The organism is Novosphingobium subterraneum (genome assembly GCF_000807925.1).
GTDB lineage: Bacteria > Pseudomonadota > Alphaproteobacteria > Sphingomonadales > Sphingomonadaceae > Novosphingobium > Novosphingobium subterraneum.
Genome location: NZ_JRVC01000014.1, coordinates 93,095 through 109,232 on the forward strand (window position 1 = coordinate 93,095; position 16,138 = coordinate 109,232).

15 protein-coding genes are annotated in these 16,138 nt (G+C 64.0%); 10 read left to right on the forward strand and 5 right to left on the reverse strand.

Translation table 11 applies throughout. From position 1 onward, the window contains the following. Positions 1–20: 20 nt before the first annotated feature. The 5 genes from NJ75_RS14410 to NJ75_RS14430 form a co-directional block, all read right to left on the reverse strand. On the reverse strand, positions 21–914 hold the full coding sequence (locus tag NJ75_RS14410; protein WP_039335647.1) for an MBL fold metallo-hydrolase: 894 nt from the start codon (positions 912–914) through the stop codon (positions 21–23). Between the two features lie 10 nt (positions 915–924). Next, complete coding sequence (locus NJ75_RS14415; protein WP_039335649.1) at positions 925–1,677, reverse strand: SDR family NAD(P)-dependent oxidoreductase; 753 nt, start codon at positions 1,675–1,677, stop codon at positions 925–927. A 1-nt stretch (position 1,678) separates the two neighbouring features. Then, positions 1,679–3,307 carry an FAD-binding oxidoreductase gene (locus tag NJ75_RS14420; RefSeq protein WP_039335651.1) on the reverse strand — a complete coding sequence of 543 codons (1,629 nt, stop codon included), beginning with the start codon at positions 3,305–3,307 and terminating at the stop codon, positions 1,679–1,681. Beyond that, positions 3,304–3,636, reverse strand: a complete 333-nt coding sequence (locus NJ75_RS23395) for a c-type cytochrome (protein WP_052242517.1) — start codon at positions 3,634–3,636, stop codon at positions 3,304–3,306. Before NJ75_RS23395 ends, NJ75_RS14420 begins: the two co-directional genes overlap by 4 nt. 115 nt (positions 3,637–3,751) lie before the next feature. Beyond that, positions 3,752–4,219, reverse strand: a complete 468-nt coding sequence (locus NJ75_RS14430; RefSeq protein ID WP_082013398.1) for a DUF3429 domain-containing protein — start codon at positions 4,217–4,219, stop codon at positions 3,752–3,754. A gap of 91 nt (positions 4,220–4,310) precedes the next feature. Here NJ75_RS14430 and NJ75_RS14435 point away from each other — a divergent pair, with 91 nt between their 5' ends. The 10 genes from NJ75_RS14435 (at position 4,311) to NJ75_RS14480 (ending at position 16,102) form a co-directional block, all read left to right on the forward strand. After that, complete coding sequence (locus NJ75_RS14435; RefSeq protein ID WP_211257945.1) at positions 4,311–5,477, forward strand: FAD-binding domain-containing protein; 1,167 nt, start codon at positions 4,311–4,313, stop codon at positions 5,475–5,477. Between the two features lie 122 nt (positions 5,478–5,599). Continuing rightward, complete coding sequence (locus NJ75_RS14440) at positions 5,600–5,995, forward strand: Zn-ribbon domain-containing OB-fold protein (protein ID WP_039335652.1); 396 nt, start codon at positions 5,600–5,602, stop codon at positions 5,993–5,995. Continuing rightward, the gene (locus tag NJ75_RS14445; protein ID WP_039335654.1) at positions 5,992–7,143 is read left to right on the forward strand and encodes a thiolase family protein; all 1,152 of its coding nucleotides are present in this window, start codon (positions 5,992–5,994) and stop codon (positions 7,141–7,143) included. Before NJ75_RS14440 ends, NJ75_RS14445 begins: the two co-directional genes overlap by 4 nt. Positions 7,144–7,148: 5 nt before the next feature. After that, entirely contained in the window at positions 7,149–8,363 is a 1,215-nt protein-coding gene (locus NJ75_RS14450) for an acyl-CoA dehydrogenase family protein (RefSeq protein WP_039335657.1), read from the forward strand. A gap of 12 nt (positions 8,364–8,375) precedes the next feature. Next, positions 8,376–9,350 carry a thiamine pyrophosphate-dependent dehydrogenase E1 component subunit alpha gene (locus NJ75_RS14455; RefSeq protein WP_039335658.1) on the forward strand — a complete coding sequence of 325 codons (975 nt, stop codon included), beginning with the start codon at positions 8,376–8,378 and terminating at the stop codon, positions 9,348–9,350. Between the two features lie 17 nt (positions 9,351–9,367). Next, positions 9,368–10,381: an alpha-ketoacid dehydrogenase subunit beta gene (locus NJ75_RS14460; RefSeq protein ID WP_039335659.1), complete on the forward strand. Its 1,014-nt coding sequence runs from the start codon at positions 9,368–9,370 to the stop codon at positions 10,379–10,381. Between the two features lie 11 nt (positions 10,382–10,392). After that, complete coding sequence (locus NJ75_RS14465; RefSeq protein ID WP_039335661.1) at positions 10,393–11,832, forward strand: dihydrolipoamide acetyltransferase family protein; 1,440 nt, start codon at positions 10,393–10,395, stop codon at positions 11,830–11,832. Further along, on the forward strand, positions 11,829–12,359 hold the full coding sequence (locus NJ75_RS14470; protein ID WP_039335663.1) for a VOC family protein: 531 nt from the start codon (positions 11,829–11,831) through the stop codon (positions 12,357–12,359). Before NJ75_RS14465 ends, NJ75_RS14470 begins: the two co-directional genes overlap by 4 nt. Before the next feature lie 75 nt (positions 12,360–12,434). After that, positions 12,435–13,364, forward strand: coding sequence for a helix-turn-helix domain-containing protein (locus tag NJ75_RS14475; RefSeq protein ID WP_039335666.1), 930 nt, complete (start codon positions 12,435–12,437; stop codon positions 13,362–13,364). A gap of 95 nt (positions 13,365–13,459) precedes the next feature. Continuing rightward, positions 13,460–16,102 carry a TonB-dependent receptor gene (locus NJ75_RS14480; protein WP_039335668.1) on the forward strand — a complete coding sequence of 881 codons (2,643 nt, stop codon included), beginning with the start codon at positions 13,460–13,462 and terminating at the stop codon, positions 16,100–16,102. Positions 16,103–16,138: the final 36 nt, after the last annotated feature.

Sequence of the window (16,138 nt, forward strand, 5' to 3'; positions counted from 1 at the left end):
TCCGTCTCGTTCATCGTCCCTCACTCATCCCACGGCGGAATTTCGCCAGCGCCAACCTGGCTGGAGATGCCAAGCAGGAACCCGCCGTAGACTTCGGTCGCATTGGGATACTTCGCGGCCATGATCGCGGCGAGTTCCTTTGAGGTCTTCGACCGGCTGCGCGCCTCGGCGAAGGCCTTGATGTAGGCGCGGGTCCAGCCGATGCTCATGCTGTCATCAGGCAGGCCGGGCTTGGTGTGTCCGCCGACGACCTTGACCGGATTGAGCGCCTCGAGCTGGTCAAGCGTCTTCAGCCAGGCATCGTACTGCGCAGGTCCGTGTTCGCCGAGCCAGACGTAGACGCCATTGTAGAGAATGTCCCCTGCAATCAGGGTGCGGGTCTCGGCGTCCCAGACCACGGTCGAATGGACGTGATCGCCCTGCATCGGGCCCAGAACCTGAAGTTTGTGGCCTTCGAGATCGAAGCTGTCTCCGGCCATCGCCACGGGCTGCACAGGACGCTTGGGCGCATTCGTGCCGAGCTGTCCGCTCCAGCGCTTGAACTTGATCGGGATCGAGCGCGCCATATCCTTGGCGGCAACCGGATTGGCGATGATCTTAGCGTCCGGGAATGCATCCTGCAGCACGTCCAGTCCGAAGAAGTGATCGGGGTGATCATGCGTGATGATGATCGCCTTGAGGCTCTTGCCGCTGTCGAGCACTTCAGCGGCAACGCGCATGGCGTCGGACCGGGCAAAGGGTACGTCGACAAGGACGGCGTCCTTCTCACCGGTGATCAGGGTGACGTTGGCCACCATGCTGACCGGGCTGGTCGGGATCACCTTGTATTCGAGCGGCCCCTTTGCAGGTGTCTGGGCATGGGCTGCGCTGATTGAAAGCGCCGATGCCGCGAGAAGCGAGAGAACCTTTCGCATTTCCGTCTCCTCAGTGTGCGGTTTGGCCGCCGTCGATGGTGAAAGTGGCGCCGTTGATGAAGCTGGCTCCGTCCGAGCACAGGTGCAGCACCGTGGGAGCGATTTCCTCGGGGCGCGCGGCGCGGCCTGAAATGTTCTGGGCGAAGAACATCTGGGTGAATTCGTTGCTGTCGGCCCAGTGCTGGGTCATCGGGGTGACGACGAAGCCGGGCGCGATGGCGTTCACGCGGATGCCTTGCTGCGCATATTCCACGGCCGCCGCCTTGGTCAGGCCGGAGACGGCGTGCTTCATTGCGCAGTAGGCGCTCATATTGGGATCCGCGATCAGCGCGCCGACGCTGGCGGTGTTGACGATTGCCCCGCCGCCGACCTTCAGGAAGTGGCGGATTTCGGCCTGCATGGCGAAGAACACACCCTTGAAGTCGACGTCGATGGCAAGGTCGAGTTCGTCCTCCGGAATTTCGTGGATCGGACGCTGCGGTGGCAGGACGCCGGCGTTATTGAACGCCGCATCCATCCGGCCGAAGCGGTCGAGGCATTGCGCCACCAGTTCGTCCAGCTCCGGGGCCTTGCGCACGTCGGTCTTGCGGAAGGCCGCCCGGCCCCCTTCTCCGAGAATCATCGCGACGGTTTCATCGGCGCGGTCGTCGATGTCGCCGATCATTACCGAGGCGCCTTCGCGAGCGAATGCGATGGCTGTGGCCCGGCCGATGCCGGTGGCGGCGCCCGTCACGAGGACGGCCTTTCCTTCGAAGCGCATCATCTTACACGATTCCTGATTTGCCGGGGGCGAGAATGCCGTTTGGATCGAGCGCGTGCTTGATCTTGGCGTTGAATTCGCGGTTCACGGCCCCGTACTGCTGGGCGACAAGCTCCATCGAGTTCACGCCGGTGCGGTAGCTCGCCCAGCCTTGCGCGCCGAAGCGGGTGACGAGTTCGCGGTAGCAGGCGTCGGCCTTCTTCTCCTGCTCGGCATCGGACTTGTCGAACAGCAGCGCGATGATGTGGTGCAAGTCGCGCCAGCCGATGGCGTAGGCGGCGGTGTAGTCGAAGCCGTGGCGTTCGACGATTTCCTTGGCCAGCGCGGTCTGGCGCTCGGCCTCAACGCCGCGCGCGGCGGCGACAGGCGCGAACCACGCAAGGCCCCCGCCGGCCCCGCGCCAGCGCAACAGGCCGATCTCGTCAAGGTTGAGGCCGCCTTCCATCAGCGTGGCGTGGTGATGGAACCACGGGTTATCGCCCATTTCGGCCGCGGTGAGCACTTCACCGCCGCTGGCCTCAAGGCTGGCGCGGATGATCGGCTCGACGCCCGCCACGGTCTGTTCGGTGCCGTAGAGTGCGAAATAGGTGTTCCACATGCCGAGGCCATTGGCCTTGGCCGCCTTCTTGAGAGACACCTCATCGAGCACCGCGCCATCGGGCACGATCTCGTTGCGGCGCTTGAACATGGCGAGCTGGTAGGACGCGCTCATCATCAGGTTGCAGTTGGCGACGAGATTGGAGACGCGAAGCGGGCGCATCGCCTCGATGATGCGCGGCACGTCGGCCATTTCGCCATGACGCACCATGAAGGGCTTGTAGACTGGCGGCTTGGGCATGAGCCACAGGCCCATCTTGGTGACGACGCCGAAGTTCGACTGGGTGAACAGGCCGTCGAGATAGGGTCCGTAGCCCCACTTGAACGCCTGCCACGCGGTGCTGCCCTTGATCGAGCCCATGCCGGTGCGCATGACTTGCCCATCGGCCAGCACCACTTCCATTCCGCACTGGAACATGAAGTGTTCGCCATAGGGCGTATAGCCCACCCCGCGATCGAGCGTGTTGCCGACCGGCGAGGCAATCGGGCCGACAGTCGGCACGTCGATCCACAGCGGAATGTTGTTCTCTACCAGGTAATCCTTGAGCTGCTGGTAGGTGACGCCGGGTTCGAGCAGGCAAGTCCCGAGATCGGCGTCGACTTCAAGGATGCGGTTCATCCGCTTGAGATCGAGCACGACCTGCCCCGGCGTGGCGGGCGCGGTCATCCCGTAGCCCATGTTCTTGCCGGTGGAGACCGGCCAGAGCGGCTGGCGGTACTTGTTGGCGATGCGGACGATTTCCTGCACCTGCTCAACGCTTTCGGGGCAGACCGCTCCGATGGGCACGTGGCGGTTCGCCGGGTCTGGCACATAGACCTTGGCGTAGGGAGCGACTGCTTCCTCATCGCCGAACACCCATTCCGCACCAACGACAGCGCGGAAGGCCTTCATCGCCCCGGCAAAGTCTGCCTTGGACATGTGAGGGGCGAGCGGCGCGGGGTTCCTTGCGCTGGCGCCGGTGCCAAGGCCAAGGCTGGCTGCACCGATGATGCCTGCGCCAAGCAGGCCGCGACGGTCGAGGTTCAGATCGCTCATTGTCCGTGCTCCCCCTTGCGAGCATCGCTTTTCTCGATCCAGGCGGCGAGAGCTTCCAGCTCCTCAGGCTTCACCTCGGTCGGGCGGAAGGCGGGCATGCCGTTCTGGCCATGGCGGACGATGTACTTGACGCTCTCCGCCGGGATTGCCCGGCCAAGGATAATCGGGCCGACGTTGCGGCCATGGCAGTAGCCGCAGGTCTTGGCGTAGACCGTCTCCGGCGCGCGGATCGGTTGCGTCTCGCCCAGTTTCTGGCTGGCAATGGCGGGCGCGGCCAGCGCGAGCAGCGTTGCCCCTGCGATGGCAAGGGCTGTGGTCTTATCGGGCATATATCCCCTCCGGTGCGGCGTGATCTCCGCTTGCCGAAAGAGTTATCGCGCCTGTGGGCGCCTCGCTATCGGCGCTGTTCCGGAGCGTTCCACCAAGCGAAACGTGAGTGCGAGATCAGCCCAGTGATGCGAGTGCCAGGGTCAGGATGCCAAGGCCGCCCGCCATCCACGCCCGCAAACGCAACCAGCCCGGCGGCAGAGTGACGTCGCCGGAAAGCTTGCGGTCTACCAGCGGGCTGGCCAGCAGCAGCAGGCCCAGCGCAACCAGCGAAGGGCCCGGCCAGTGCCAGCCCTCACTCCACGGCAGCAGCGCAGCCCACGCAGCAAGGCTGGGCAGCACCGACACGACATAGAGCCCGGACTTCCGCACCCCGCCAAGCAGCCCGGCCATCCACCACAGCCCACCGAGGAACGACAGGATCAGCGCAGCGTAGAAGCAGCCTGCCGCCTTGGCGGTCCACTGATACGGCCCCTTGTCCATTACTGCCCAGATGCACAGCGCCTGTGGCAGCCAGCCCGCCAGTCCCAAGACGGTGACGGCAGGAGGCAGGGTGGTTCGGGTCACGCGGGCAGACTCCTTCATCGTTCGCCCGCTCTGCCCCTGCGCCTATCCTCTCGCAACACGGCCCTGTTGCCACGTCGAGGATTACTGCCAGCGGGTTTAGGCCATGGGCATGGACAGGTTCCCCCTCACCCGCGCCGCTGCTCTCGAACGACTCGAACGTTTCGTTCCCCGCGCCGGCAGCGCCTATGCGGCGCGGCGCAATCTCGTCGACCCGCAGGGCAACCACGCCAATGTCTCCCGCCTTTCCGCCGCGCTGCGCCGCCGTCTGATCGGCGAAGACGAAGTTGTGCAAAGCGTTCTGGCGGCGCATCGGCTGGACAAGTGCGAAAAGTTCCTTGCCGAGGTATTCTGGCGGACCTACTGGAAGGGCTGGCTGGAGCAGCGCCCCGGGGTGTGGAGCGCATACCTCGCCGATGTCAGCGCGTTTCATCCCGGCACCATGATTGCCGAGGCGATGGCAGGCCGCACCGGCATCGATGCCTTCGACCATTGGGCACGTGAGCTTGCGGCGACTGGCTACCTGCACAACTGGGCGCGGATGCAGGTTGCATCGATCTGGATCTTCACGCTCGGCCTGCCCTGGCAACTGGGTGCGCAGTGGTTCTTAGAGAAGCTGGTCGATGCAGACCCTGCTTCCAATACGCTGAGCTGGCGATGGGTGGCGGGCTTGCACACGCCGGGCAAGACCTATCTTGCCGATGCCGACCGGATCGCGGCGATGACCGGGGGCAGGTTCAGGCCCGAAGGCCTTGCCCGAGTGGCGCGCACTCCCGAGGCGGCTTCACCCTTGCCGCGAACGCCGCTCCGCACGGCAATTGCCCTGGACCCTGCCCTGCCCACGCTGGTCCTGTTGACGCCTGAAGACTGCTCGCTGGAAACTGTCCTGCCAGATCTTGACGTGCGCGCCGTGGTTGTTGCCGACGATCTTGCGGCCAACGAGTGGGACCGGATGGCACTCGACGACGCAGCCCTTCGTGCTGCTGCTCACTGGCAATGTCCTGTCGGGGTCGCAAATCCCGTGGCTTTCGCCGCGCTTCACGGCTGCAGGCAGGTGGTTACCGGCTTTGCCCCCGTCGGTCCGGTCGCTGCCGCGCTTGACGCGCTGCGATCACGACTTGCCGCAAACGGCATGGTCCTTGCCGAACACCAGCGCACGTGGGACCGCCTGTGCTGGCCCCACTGCGGCAAGGGCTTCTTCAACCTCAAGAGCGAAATTCCGCGCCTGCTGGACCAACTTCGACCAATGCGCTCGCCCCTGTCCGTTTGCTTGCCCTAGCGTTTTGCTGACCCTAGCGTTTTGCCCACCCTAGCGTTTTGCAGAGTCGGCAAATGCTGCTTCGACGGGTCTAGTGCAGGAAACCGGAATCAGGCCTCCGGACTTGCACGGACGGGAGTGGAATGCACGTTATCGCCCAAGGGCTCATTACCGAGGACAACCCGCCGCACCTGATCGGCGGGCGCGAGCGTGATTCGGGCCGCGTGGTGTTTCCCTGTCCCACTGGTGACCGGTACGATCGAGTCGTGCTGTCACGCACCGGCACGCTGTGGTCCTACACCATCCAGCGCTATCGCCCGAAATCGCCACCCTACAAGGGCCCCGAGGCCTTTCGCCCATGGGCCGTCGCCTACGTCGAGCTGCCGGGCGAAGTGATCGTGGAATCGCGCCTGACCGACATCGCCTTCGAAGACATCCGCATCGGCATGCCGCTGGAACTGACCATGATACCGCTCGATCCGGATGCCGCCGATCCGGTGATGATCCCCGCCTTCCGGCCTGCAGGAGATGCGGCATGAGCGACGATGTCTGCATTGTTGGCGTCGGCATTCACCCGTTCGGTCGCACCGATGGGCTGTCCGGCCTCGAACAGGGCGTATATGCCGTGCGCGAGGCGCTGGCCGATGCCGGGATCGAATGGCCGCAGATCCAGTTTGCCTATGGCAGTTCGGACGCGGCTGGCAATCCCGATACGATGGTCGAGCGCCTGGGCCTGACCGGCGTGCAGTTCATCAACGTGCGCAACGGCTGTGCGGCGGGAGGCTCGGCGCTGTTCTCTGCCCAGATGGCGATCAAGAGCGGCGAGTTCGACATCGGGCTTGCCGTCGGCTTCGACAAGCACCCGCGCGGCGCGTTCAATGCCCTGCCTTCGGAATACAACCTGCCGGAATGGTATGGCGATGCCGGCTACATGATCACCACGCAGTTCTTTGCGGCCAAGATCATGCGCTACATGCACGAACACGGCATCAGCCAGACCAGCCTGGCGCGCGTGGCCAACAAGGCCTTCCGCAATGCGGTGCATGCCCCCCACGCCTGGCGGCGCGAACCGGTGGACATGGAGACCATTCTCGAGGCGCCGCTCGTTTCGGACCCTTATACCAAATACATGTTCTGCTCTCCGGCTGAGGGCGGCGTCGCGCTGATCCTGGCCAGCGAGAAGAAGGCGCGCGAGCTGGGCAAGCCGCTGGTCCGGCTCAAGGCTGCGACGATGCGCACCCGCCCGCCGAAGAGCTTCGAGGTTTTTGCGCCGTCGATCGACATCGGCGGTGGCAAGGCCACGGCCACGCAGATCGCCAGCGCCGATGCCTTCCGCATGGCCGGTATCGGGCCCGAAGACATTGCCCTTGCCCAGCTGCAGGACACCGAATGCGGCGCGGAGATCATGCACATGGCCGAGAACGGCTTCTGCAAGGACGGCGATCAGGAAGCATGGCTGGCGCAAGGTCGCACCGAGATTGGCGGCAGCCTTCCGGTCAACACCGATGGCGGCTGCCTCGCCTGTGGTGAGCCGATCGGCGCATCGGGCCTGCGCCAGGTCTACGAGAATGTCGTCCAGCTGCGCGGTGATGGCGGCGGCAGGCAGGTTCCCGGCAATCCCAAGACCGCATACAGTCATGTCTATGGCGCCCCCGGCGTCTCTGCCGTTACCATTCTCGAGCGTTGACAGTTATGGATATCGATCTTTCTCCCGAAGAACTGGCCTTCCGTGACGAAGTGCGCGCCTTTCTGGCCGAGAAGCTGCCTGAAGAAGTGAAGCATGGCGCCGCGATGTCGCCCACCGTGTTCGTCGAACCGGACATCGGCCAGCGCTGGAACGCGGTGCTGAACGAACAGGGCTGGCTTGCCTATCAGTGGCCCAAGGACGTGGGCGGCACGGGCTGGACGCCCACGCAGCGCTACATCTTCGAAAAGGAGTGTGCACTTGCCGGCGCACCGAACCTGACGGTGCTGGGTCTCAAGCTCGTCGCCCCGGTGATCTATACTTTCGGAACGCCCGAACAGAAAGCGAAGTACCTGCCCAAGATCCTGTCGGGCGAGGATTACTGGTGCCAGGGCTTTTCCGAACCCGGCTCAGGCTCTGACCTTGCCAGCCTGCAGTGCCGTGCCGTGCTTTCCGAAGATGGCACGCATTACAAGCTCAATGGATCGAAGATCTGGACCACGCACGCCCACTGGGCCAACAAGATGTTCGCGCTGGTCCGCACCGATGCCAGCGTGAAGAAGCAGGCAGGTATCTCGTTCCTGCTCGTCGACATGAACCAGCCCGGCGTCTCGGTCCGGCCGCTGCTGACGCTGGCCGGTGACCATGAGGTCAACCAGGTGTTCCTCGAAGACGCCATCGTGCCGGTCGAGGACCGCGTCGGCGAGGAAGGTGATGGCTGGAAGCTCGCCAAGTTCCTGCTCGAGAACGAGCGCGGTGGTTCGTGCCATTCGCCCAAGCTGGAATACGACCTTGCCCAGATCGAACAGGCGGCGCAGGACGAGCCCGATGGGCGTGGCGGCAGGCTGGCTGACGACACTGACTGGAAGCGCCGCGTGGCCAAGGTGCGACTGGGCATCCAGAGCCTGGAGATGATCGAGCTGAAGATTCTCTCGGAGATCGCCAAGGGTCGCCCGCCCGGACCGCAAACCTCGCTGTGCAAGCTGCTGGCCTCCAACCTCCGTCAGGACGTCGATCTGCTGGCAGTGGATCTTTATGGCCCGGCCGGCCTCCAGCTCGATCTGGCGCGGCCGCTTTATGGCGACAATGCCCCGGCACCGATCCACGCAGAGGGCGCGCAGGTCGCGTCTGCGCGCTATCTCAACAGCCGGGCATGGACAATTTTCGGCGGAACCAACGAAGTGCAGGCAAGCATCATCGCGCGCACTGTGCTCGGACTGTAAAGGAAGAAGAGGATGCAACTGAGCCGTGAGGCGCTATTGCGCGCCTATCGCCAGATGAAGGTGATCCGCGAATTCGAGGAACGCCTGCACGTCGATATCCAGACCGGCGAAATTGCCGGGTTCACTCATCTCTATTGCGGGCAGGAAGCCGTCGCGGTCGGCGTGTGCGAGCATCTCGACAATGACGACAAGATCGTCTCGACCCATCGCGGCCACGGCCACTGCCTTGCCAAGGGCTGTGACGTGAACGGAATGATGAAGGAAATCTGGGGCAGCCGCGAAGGCCTGTGCAAGGGCAAGGGCGGCTCGATGCATATTGCCGACGTCGACAAGGGCATGCTCGGCGCCAACGGCATCGTCGGCGCGGGCGCTCCCATCGCGGTAGGCGCCGGGATCGCCGCCAAGATCGATGGGAAGGGCAAGGTCGCCATCACATTCTCGGGCGACGGCGCGTGCAACCAGGGAACCACGTTCGAAGCGATGAACATGGCCGTGGTTACCAAGGCCGCGACCATCTTCGTGTTCGAGAACAACCACTATTCCGAGCACACCGGCTATCAGTATGCGGTCGGCACCAATGGCGACATCGCCAGCCGCGCTGAAGCCTTCGGCATGAAGGTGTGGCGCGGGGACGGGACCGACTTCTTCTCGGTCTATGAAACCATGCGCGAAGTGCTCGATTACGTGCGCGTTCCCGGCAACGGTCCAGCGGCGGTGGAATTCGATACCGAGCGCTTCTTTGGCCACTTCGAGGGCGACCCGCAGCGCTACCGCGGCCCGGGCGAACTCGACCGCATCCGCGAGGAGCGCGACTGCCTCAAGAAGTTCCGCGAAAGCGTGACCCAGGCCAAGCTGCTGGCAGGCGAAGACCTCGACAAGATCGACGCCGAAGTGCTGGAGGCCATCGAGGAATCCGTCCGGCAAGCCAAGGCTGCCGATCGTCCCACCGCCGAAGACGTCCTGACCGACGTCTACATTTCGTACTGAGACGAGGGAGCGGACCAATGGCAAAAATGATGTACCGCGACGCTGTCGTCTCGACGATCGCAGAGGAAATGGAGCGCGACGAGAACGTCGTGTGCCTGGGCGAAGACATTGTCGGCGGCATGGGCACGCCCGGTGGCCCCGAGGCCATCGGCGGCATCTGGTCGACCTCGACCGGATTGTTCGGGAAGTTCGGCGCGGACCGCGTGATCGACACGCCCATTTCGGAAAGCGCAATCATGGGTGCGGCTGCGGGCCTTGCGCTTTCGGGAAAGCGCCCGATTGCCGAGCTGATGTTTGCCGACTTCATCGGCGTCTCTCTCGACCAGATCTGGAACCAGATCGCCAAGTTCCGCTACATGTTCGGCGGCAAGACCAAGTGCCCGGCGGTGATCCGCATGGCCTATGGCGCGGGCTATAATGCCGCTGCCCAGCACAGCCAGGCAGTGCATCAGATCCTGACCGGCATGCCCGGCCTCAAGGTGGTGCTGCCGACCACTCCTGCCGACGTGAAGGGTCTGCTGCGCACTGCAATCCGCGACGATGATCCGGTGATCTTCCTTGAACACAAGGCGCTTTATGGCGTCAGCGGCGAAGTGCCTGACGATCCGGACTTCATGATTCCGTTCGGCCACGCCCGCCTTTCCCGCGCCGGGCAGGACGTGACGATCGTCTCGACCGGTCTGCTTCTCGGCTTCTGCGAAGCGGTGGCGGACAAGCTGGCCGCCGAGGGCATCGGCTGCGACGTAATCGACCTGCGCACCACAAGCCCGCTGGACGAGGAAACGATCCTCGACTCCGTCGAAGTGACCGGTCGCCTCGTTGTCGTCGACGAAGCGCCGCCGCGCTGCAGCCTCGGGGCCGATATCTGCGCGCTGGTAGCTGAAAAGGCCTTCGCCAGCCTCAAGGCGCCCCCGCTGTCGGTCAACCCGCCGCACACCCCCATCCCGTTCGCGCGCGAGCTGGAATCTGCCTACCTCCCCTCGATCGACAAGATCGAGGCGGCGGTGCGCAAGGTTCTGGGCTACCGCTGAGGAGCCGCGACATGGCCAATATCCGCCCGTTCTGCATGCCCAAGTGGGGCATCGAGATGACCGAGGGCACGATCGCCGAATGGATGGTCAAGGAAGGCGAGGCCTTTTCCAAAGGCCAAGTCCTGTGCCTGATCGAAACCGCCAAGATCACCAACGAGGTCGAGGCTGAATACGATGCGGTGCTCAAGCGCCTGCTGACCCCGGCGAGCGACGAAGCGCACCCGGTGGGGGCGCTGCTGGCGGTGTTCGCCGATGCCGATACCAGCGACGCCGAGGTCGACGAGTTCATCGCCGGCTTCAAGCCCGCCGAAACCTCGGTTGCGGCCAAGGGCGGTGGTTCTGCACCGGCCCCGGCGGCAGCGACACCTGCTGCACCTGCCCAGGCACCGGCGCGCGAGCCCAAGAAGATCGTCACCAACCGTGCGATCAGCCCGGAAGCGCTGAAGCTCGCCGAAGCGGAAGGCGTCGATATCGAGCCGATCGAAGGGTCGGGCCGCAACGGACGCATTACCTACCAGGACGTGGTGCAGGCTTTGCGCCCCGAACGCGCGGTATCCTACAAGGGCAGCGCGCAACTTGTCGAGGACAGCCCCGAGGCGTTCGCCTCCCCCCTCGCCCGCCGCATTGCCGCGCAGCACGGGATCAGCCTATCCTCCATCAGGGGCACCGGCGCGCGCGGCCGCATATCCAAGGCCGACGTGCTAGCGCTGGTCAAGCCGACCACGGCCGCTGCGCCAGTCTTCGGTGCGCCGTTCGAACTCGTTGTCAACCAGCCGAGCGTCCAGCCCTTCGACAAGGTGCGCAAGGTCGTGGCGAAGCGCCTCACCGAGGCCAAGCAGACCATCCCGCATTTCTACCTGCGCGTCTCGGCCTCGGTCGATGCGCTGATGGACTTGCGCAAGACGGCGAACCTCGTTCTCGGTACCAGGGCGTCGATCAACGATTACATCGTCAAGGCCGTGGCGCTGGCACTGGTGAAGCACCCTGACGTCAACGTACAGGTCCATGGCGACAGCGTGCATTCGTTCCCGCACGCAGACGTCGCCATTGCCGTGGCCAGCCCCAAGGGCCTCGTGACTCCGATTGTCCGCCAGGCAGACCGCATGCACATCGCCCAGATCGCGGCGACCACCCGCGCGCTGATCGACAAGGCGCAAGCAGGCAAGCTTGGCTATGAGGACATGGATGGCGGCACATTCTCCGTCTCCAACCTCGGCATGTTCGGGATCGAACAGTTCGATGCGATCATCAACCCGCCGCAGGGTGCGATACTTGCCGTCGGCGGAGCCAATCGCGTCGCGGTGGAGGCGGACAATGGCGGCATCGCCTTCGAGACCCGCATACAACTGACCATGTCGGTTGATCATCGTGCCATTGATGGCGCAGCAGGGGCGCAGTTCCTGCAGACGCTCAAGGGCCTGCTCGAAGCACCGGAGGGCCTTTTCCAATGACCCGCGCGATCACCAAACTCGGCCCTGTCGGCCAACTCGCCTACCTGCCGCAGGATTTCGACGCGGCGGTGAAATACTGGACCGAGACGATGGGCGTCGGCCCGTTCTACCTGATGGAGAACGTCGCGCTCGGGGATGCCAAGTACAAGGGCGTGCCCACGGGCGCGGTGTTCTCCATCGCCATCGCCTATTGGGGTGATGTGCAGATCGAACTGATCCGTCCGGAAAACGGCGAGCCTTCTATCTACACCGGCGAATACGCGGTGACCGACAGTCTCCACCACATCTGCATCTTTGTGGATTCTATCGAAGAAGCCCGAGCCGCCTGCGCCGAAGCAGGCGCCGAGATTCTCGTGGAGGGCAAAGTCGGTGCCGACGGCGAGGTGATCTACGTCGATCCCGGAAAGGGCCCCGGCCACGTGATCGAATTGCTCCAGAACATGACCGGCGCCGATGCCATCTTCCAGATGATCAAGGACGCCGCGAAAGACTGGGACGGATCTGAACCGCTTCGCAAGCTGGGCTGACAAGCGGACGCTTGGCAGGCGTTGCTATATCCTATAACAATGCTGCCGGAGAGTCCTGAAACCGGCGGTAAAACCATGCTCGAAGTTCTCAGCACGCGCGAACTTGCTCCGGTTGATCGGCTCGATTACTGGAACGAGCTGATCGCCTCGACCTACACCGGCATGGTCGTCGACGCCCCGCGCGACCGCTTCGACGCGCGACTGACCGTGTGGCAGATGGGAACGCTGCGCATGGTTCGCCCCTATTCGCGCGCTGCCGTAATCTCGCGCCATGCCGAAAGGCATACCCGGCCCACCGATCAGACGCTCGTCGCGCACCTACTGACGCGCGGCGTAGCCCGGCTCGAACAGCGTGGCCGCACCGTCGATCTGACGGAAGGCGACATGGTACTGTGCGCAGCCGAGGAGTTCTATCGCTTCGACACCAGTACGACGCACGAGATGATGGTGGTGGAGTTCGATCGCCGCACGCTGGCCGAGCGCATGCCCAATATCGACGATTTCGTCGCAAAGCGCATTTCCGGCCAACTGCCTTCAACCCGGCTTGCCCATCGCTACATGTCCTCGCTGTGGCAGGAAGCGCCCGAGACTCTGCCCGATGCGCATTGGCAGATGCACGCGGGCATCCTTGGCGACATCATTGCCTCGTGCATCGAGGGCAGCGGCGAAGTGACGGAAGCGCCCAGTCACTTCCTCCTGACGCGCGCCGAAGCCGTAATCCTTGAACGGATCGGCGATCCAGACCTCACCCCGTCGGTTCTGGCGAAGAGCCTTGGCGTTCCCCTGCGCACGCTACAGGCCGCTGCTGCCAGTACCGGAACAACGCCAAGCGCCTTGATCATGCGCCGCCGCCTGCACCGCGCGGCAAGGAGGCTGGTGAGCGAGCCCGGTGCGGGCGTCACCACCATTGCCATGGAATGCGGCTTTGCCGATCCCGCGCACTTCGCCCGCCGGTTCCAGCAGCACTTCGGCACAACGCCCAGCCACTATCGCCGCATGAACTGACAGGTCCTTGCGCATCCGTCCGGTTTCCTGCGCGCTGGGACATGCAGCTTTGAAACGGACAGCTAGACCGATCCCATAAACATGGGAGGTTCTGCATGAAGGCTCGATTCACTTCGGCTAGCGTCGTTGCGCTTGCTGCATCCATTCTGGCGGTTCCGGCGTTTGCCCAGGAAACCGCGCAGGCCGATAATGCTGGCGGCATCGAGGAGATCGTCGTCACCGCGCAGAAGCGCGTCGAGAACGTGCAGGACGTGCCGATCGCGATTTCCGCATTCGGCGGCACTGCGCTGAAGGAACGCGCCGTTGCCGACATTTCCGCGTTGAGCGGCATCGCGCCCAACGTCAACCTTGATGGTGGCACGCCGTTCTCGGGATCGTCGGCCGTGCTTTCCGCAACGATCCGCGGCATCGGTTCTGACGACTTTGCGTTCAACATCGATCCAGGCGTCGGCATCTACCTCGACGGCGTATTCCTGGCCCGTACCGTCGGCGCCAACCAGGACCTGCCAGATGTAGAGCGCATCGAGGTGCTGAAGGGACCGCAGGGCACGCTGTTCGGGCGCAACACCATCGGCGGTGCGATCTCGATCGTCACGCACAATCCCGGCAAGGACTTCCGCCTGACCGGTGACCTTACCACTGGCAGCTTCGACCTGCTGCGCGCCCGCGCCACGCTGGACCTGCCACTGACGGACAGCCTTGCCGCCTCGCTGACGGGCGCGGTCACCAGCCGCAGCGGCTTCCAGAAGCGTATCCCCTACAACGGAAGCGCGGCGGAAATGCGCGCTATTGCCAATTCCGATCCTTTCACCTCGTTCAACAACGCGGACTACTCGACGTCATCGCGCCAGAGCGCGGACAACAACATGAGCCTGCGCGGCAAGCTGCGGTGGGACGATGGCGGTGCCTTCCGCGCAACGCTTTCGGGTGATTACACCAATCAGGATTCCTCAGGCCAGAACAACTCGCTGCTCGGCGTGTCCTTCCCGCCGGGACCGTTTGCCCCGACCAACCCCCTGCCCGGAACCGGCATCAACCCGATCAATCCGGCCGGCGGCTTCCTCTTCGCCGGGCTCTACAATTTCTGCATCGGCTCGACACAGGCGGAGATCGCCGCACGCGGCGCCAGCGCGATCTGTGGCGCGCGCGGCACCAGCGTCAACCCCGGTCGCCTCCTGGGTTCGCTGGCAGGCGTCAACACCGATGCCGACCCCACGAACAATCGCCTGCCATGGGATGGGCGCTTCATCACCGGCGATCCGGACAAGACCTATGCCACCGGTCCGACGCTCAACAAGCTGCGTGCCTGGGGCTTTGCTGGGAATCTGGAGTATGACCTTGCCGAAGGCCTGATGGTCCGCTCAATCACCAGCTACCGCAAGACCGACTGGAAGGCGGGGTCAGACCTCGACGGTTCGCCGCTTTCCATGCTTGAGCTGACCTTCAGCCAGAACCAGCAGCAGTTCAGCCAGGAAGTGCAATTGCTCGGGTCCAACCTTCTCGACGGCAAGCTGAATTTCGTGGCCGGCGCCTATTACTTCAAGGAAGACGGTGACCTGCACGATTACGTGACCTTCGACGAAGGCTTGCTGCAGGTGGATGGCCCCAACAGCTTCGACACCAAGAACTACGCCTTCTTCGGCCAGGTCGATTTCCGCGTTAACGACTGGATCGGGATCACGCTGGGCGGGCGATACACCAAGGAGACGAAGCTGTTCGAAGGCGGCCAGCAGGATCTGAACGGCGGCAACTACAAGTTGTTCGGCTGCGCGAACGCTGCAGGCACGATCTTCCCGTTCGGCGATTTCCCGCTGGCGCCGCCGCAGGCTGCGGGCGGCCCGCCCTGCTTTGCTGCGCTGTCCTATCCCGATCCCACCAACCCGGTACGGGTCTACGTGCCAGGCATGAACCGCAAGACCTTCTCGAACTTCGCGCCGAAGATCGGCGTGCAGCTGCACCCCAATGACGACGTGATGGTCTATGGCAGCTATTCCGAAGGATACAAGACCGGCGGTTGGACCACGCGACTGACCAACCCGCAAGGTAACGTGGCGCCCGATTTCGACGAGGAAATTGCCGAGACCTTCGAAGTTGGCGTGAAGTCCACCTGGCTCGACCGTCGCCTGCAAGTAAACATCGCGGCCTTCTCGACCAATTACAAGAACGTCCAGTTGAACCAGCAGGTCGGCACTTCGCCCACCATCGACAATGCCGGCACAGCGCGGATCAAGGGCGTTGAACTGGAGGCCATCGTCGCTCCGGTCAAGGGCCTGACGATAAACGCTTCGGTGGGCTATCTCGATGCCTATTTCACGGCGCTCTCGGCCAGCGTCCTGCGCCCCGACGTAGCGGGTCCGATCCCCGGCTTGCGCGAAGGTGCCGTGGTTGGCGGACAGCTGCCAAAGACCGCGAAGTGGTCCACCAATCTGGCGCCGCGCTATGAACTCGGCCTTGGCAACGGTGGCTCGATGGTGTTCCTGGCTGACTGGACGCACAAGAGCGCGGTGTGGAACGACGTGGCGCGCTATCTTCCGCTGCGCCGCCAGCCGATCGACATCGTCAACGCCAGCCTCACTTACCGCGAACCAGGCGGCAAGTGGGACCTGACCGTGGGCGCCACGAACCTGACCGATGAGCGCTACCTCGTTTCGGCAGGAGCCAACGACGCGGCCGGGGTTTACTTCGGCAGCTACAACCGGCCCCGCGAATGGTACGCCCGCGTCGGCTTCAAGTTCTGATCGTCCGAAGCCCCGCCACAAATCCGAACCGTGGAC

Excerpts from the sequence above, each read along its gene's own strand:
- NJ75_RS14475 (WP_039335666.1), top strand. The coding sequence starts at position 12,435 with ATGCTCGAAGTTCTCAGCACGCGCGAACTTGCTCCGGTTGATCGGCTC.
- NJ75_RS14440 (WP_039335652.1), top strand. The coding sequence starts at position 5,600 with ATGCACGTTATCGCCCAAGGGCTCATTACCGAGGACAACCCGCCGCAC.
- NJ75_RS14420 (WP_039335651.1), bottom strand. The coding sequence starts at position 3,307 with ATGAGCGATCTGAACCTCGACCGTCGCGGCCTGCTTGGCGCAGGCATC.
- NJ75_RS14415 (WP_039335649.1), bottom strand. The coding sequence starts at position 1,677 with ATGATGCGCTTCGAAGGAAAGGCCGTCCTCGTGACGGGCGCCGCCACC.
- NJ75_RS14460 (WP_039335659.1), top strand. The coding sequence starts at position 9,368 with ATGGCAAAAATGATGTACCGCGACGCTGTCGTCTCGACGATCGCAGAG.
- NJ75_RS14470 (WP_039335663.1), top strand. The coding sequence starts at position 11,829 with ATGACCCGCGCGATCACCAAACTCGGCCCTGTCGGCCAACTCGCCTAC.
- NJ75_RS23395 (WP_052242517.1), bottom strand. The coding sequence starts at position 3,636 with ATGCCCGATAAGACCACAGCCCTTGCCATCGCAGGGGCAACGCTGCTC.
- NJ75_RS14445 (WP_039335654.1), top strand. The coding sequence starts at position 5,992 with ATGAGCGACGATGTCTGCATTGTTGGCGTCGGCATTCACCCGTTCGGT.
- NJ75_RS14430 (WP_082013398.1), bottom strand. The coding sequence starts at position 4,219 with ATGAAGGAGTCTGCCCGCGTGACCCGAACCACCCTGCCTCCTGCCGTC.
- NJ75_RS14410 (WP_039335647.1), bottom strand. The coding sequence starts at position 914 with ATGCGAAAGGTTCTCTCGCTTCTCGCGGCATCGGCGCTTTCAATCAGC.
- NJ75_RS14450 (WP_039335657.1), top strand. The coding sequence starts at position 7,149 with ATGGATATCGATCTTTCTCCCGAAGAACTGGCCTTCCGTGACGAAGTG.
- NJ75_RS14435 (WP_211257945.1), top strand. The coding sequence starts at position 4,311 with ATGGACAGGTTCCCCCTCACCCGCGCCGCTGCTCTCGAACGACTCGAA.
- NJ75_RS14465 (WP_039335661.1), top strand. The coding sequence starts at position 10,393 with ATGGCCAATATCCGCCCGTTCTGCATGCCCAAGTGGGGCATCGAGATG.
- NJ75_RS14480 (WP_039335668.1), top strand. The coding sequence starts at position 13,460 with ATGAAGGCTCGATTCACTTCGGCTAGCGTCGTTGCGCTTGCTGCATCC.
- NJ75_RS14455 (WP_039335658.1), top strand. The coding sequence starts at position 8,376 with ATGCAACTGAGCCGTGAGGCGCTATTGCGCGCCTATCGCCAGATGAAG.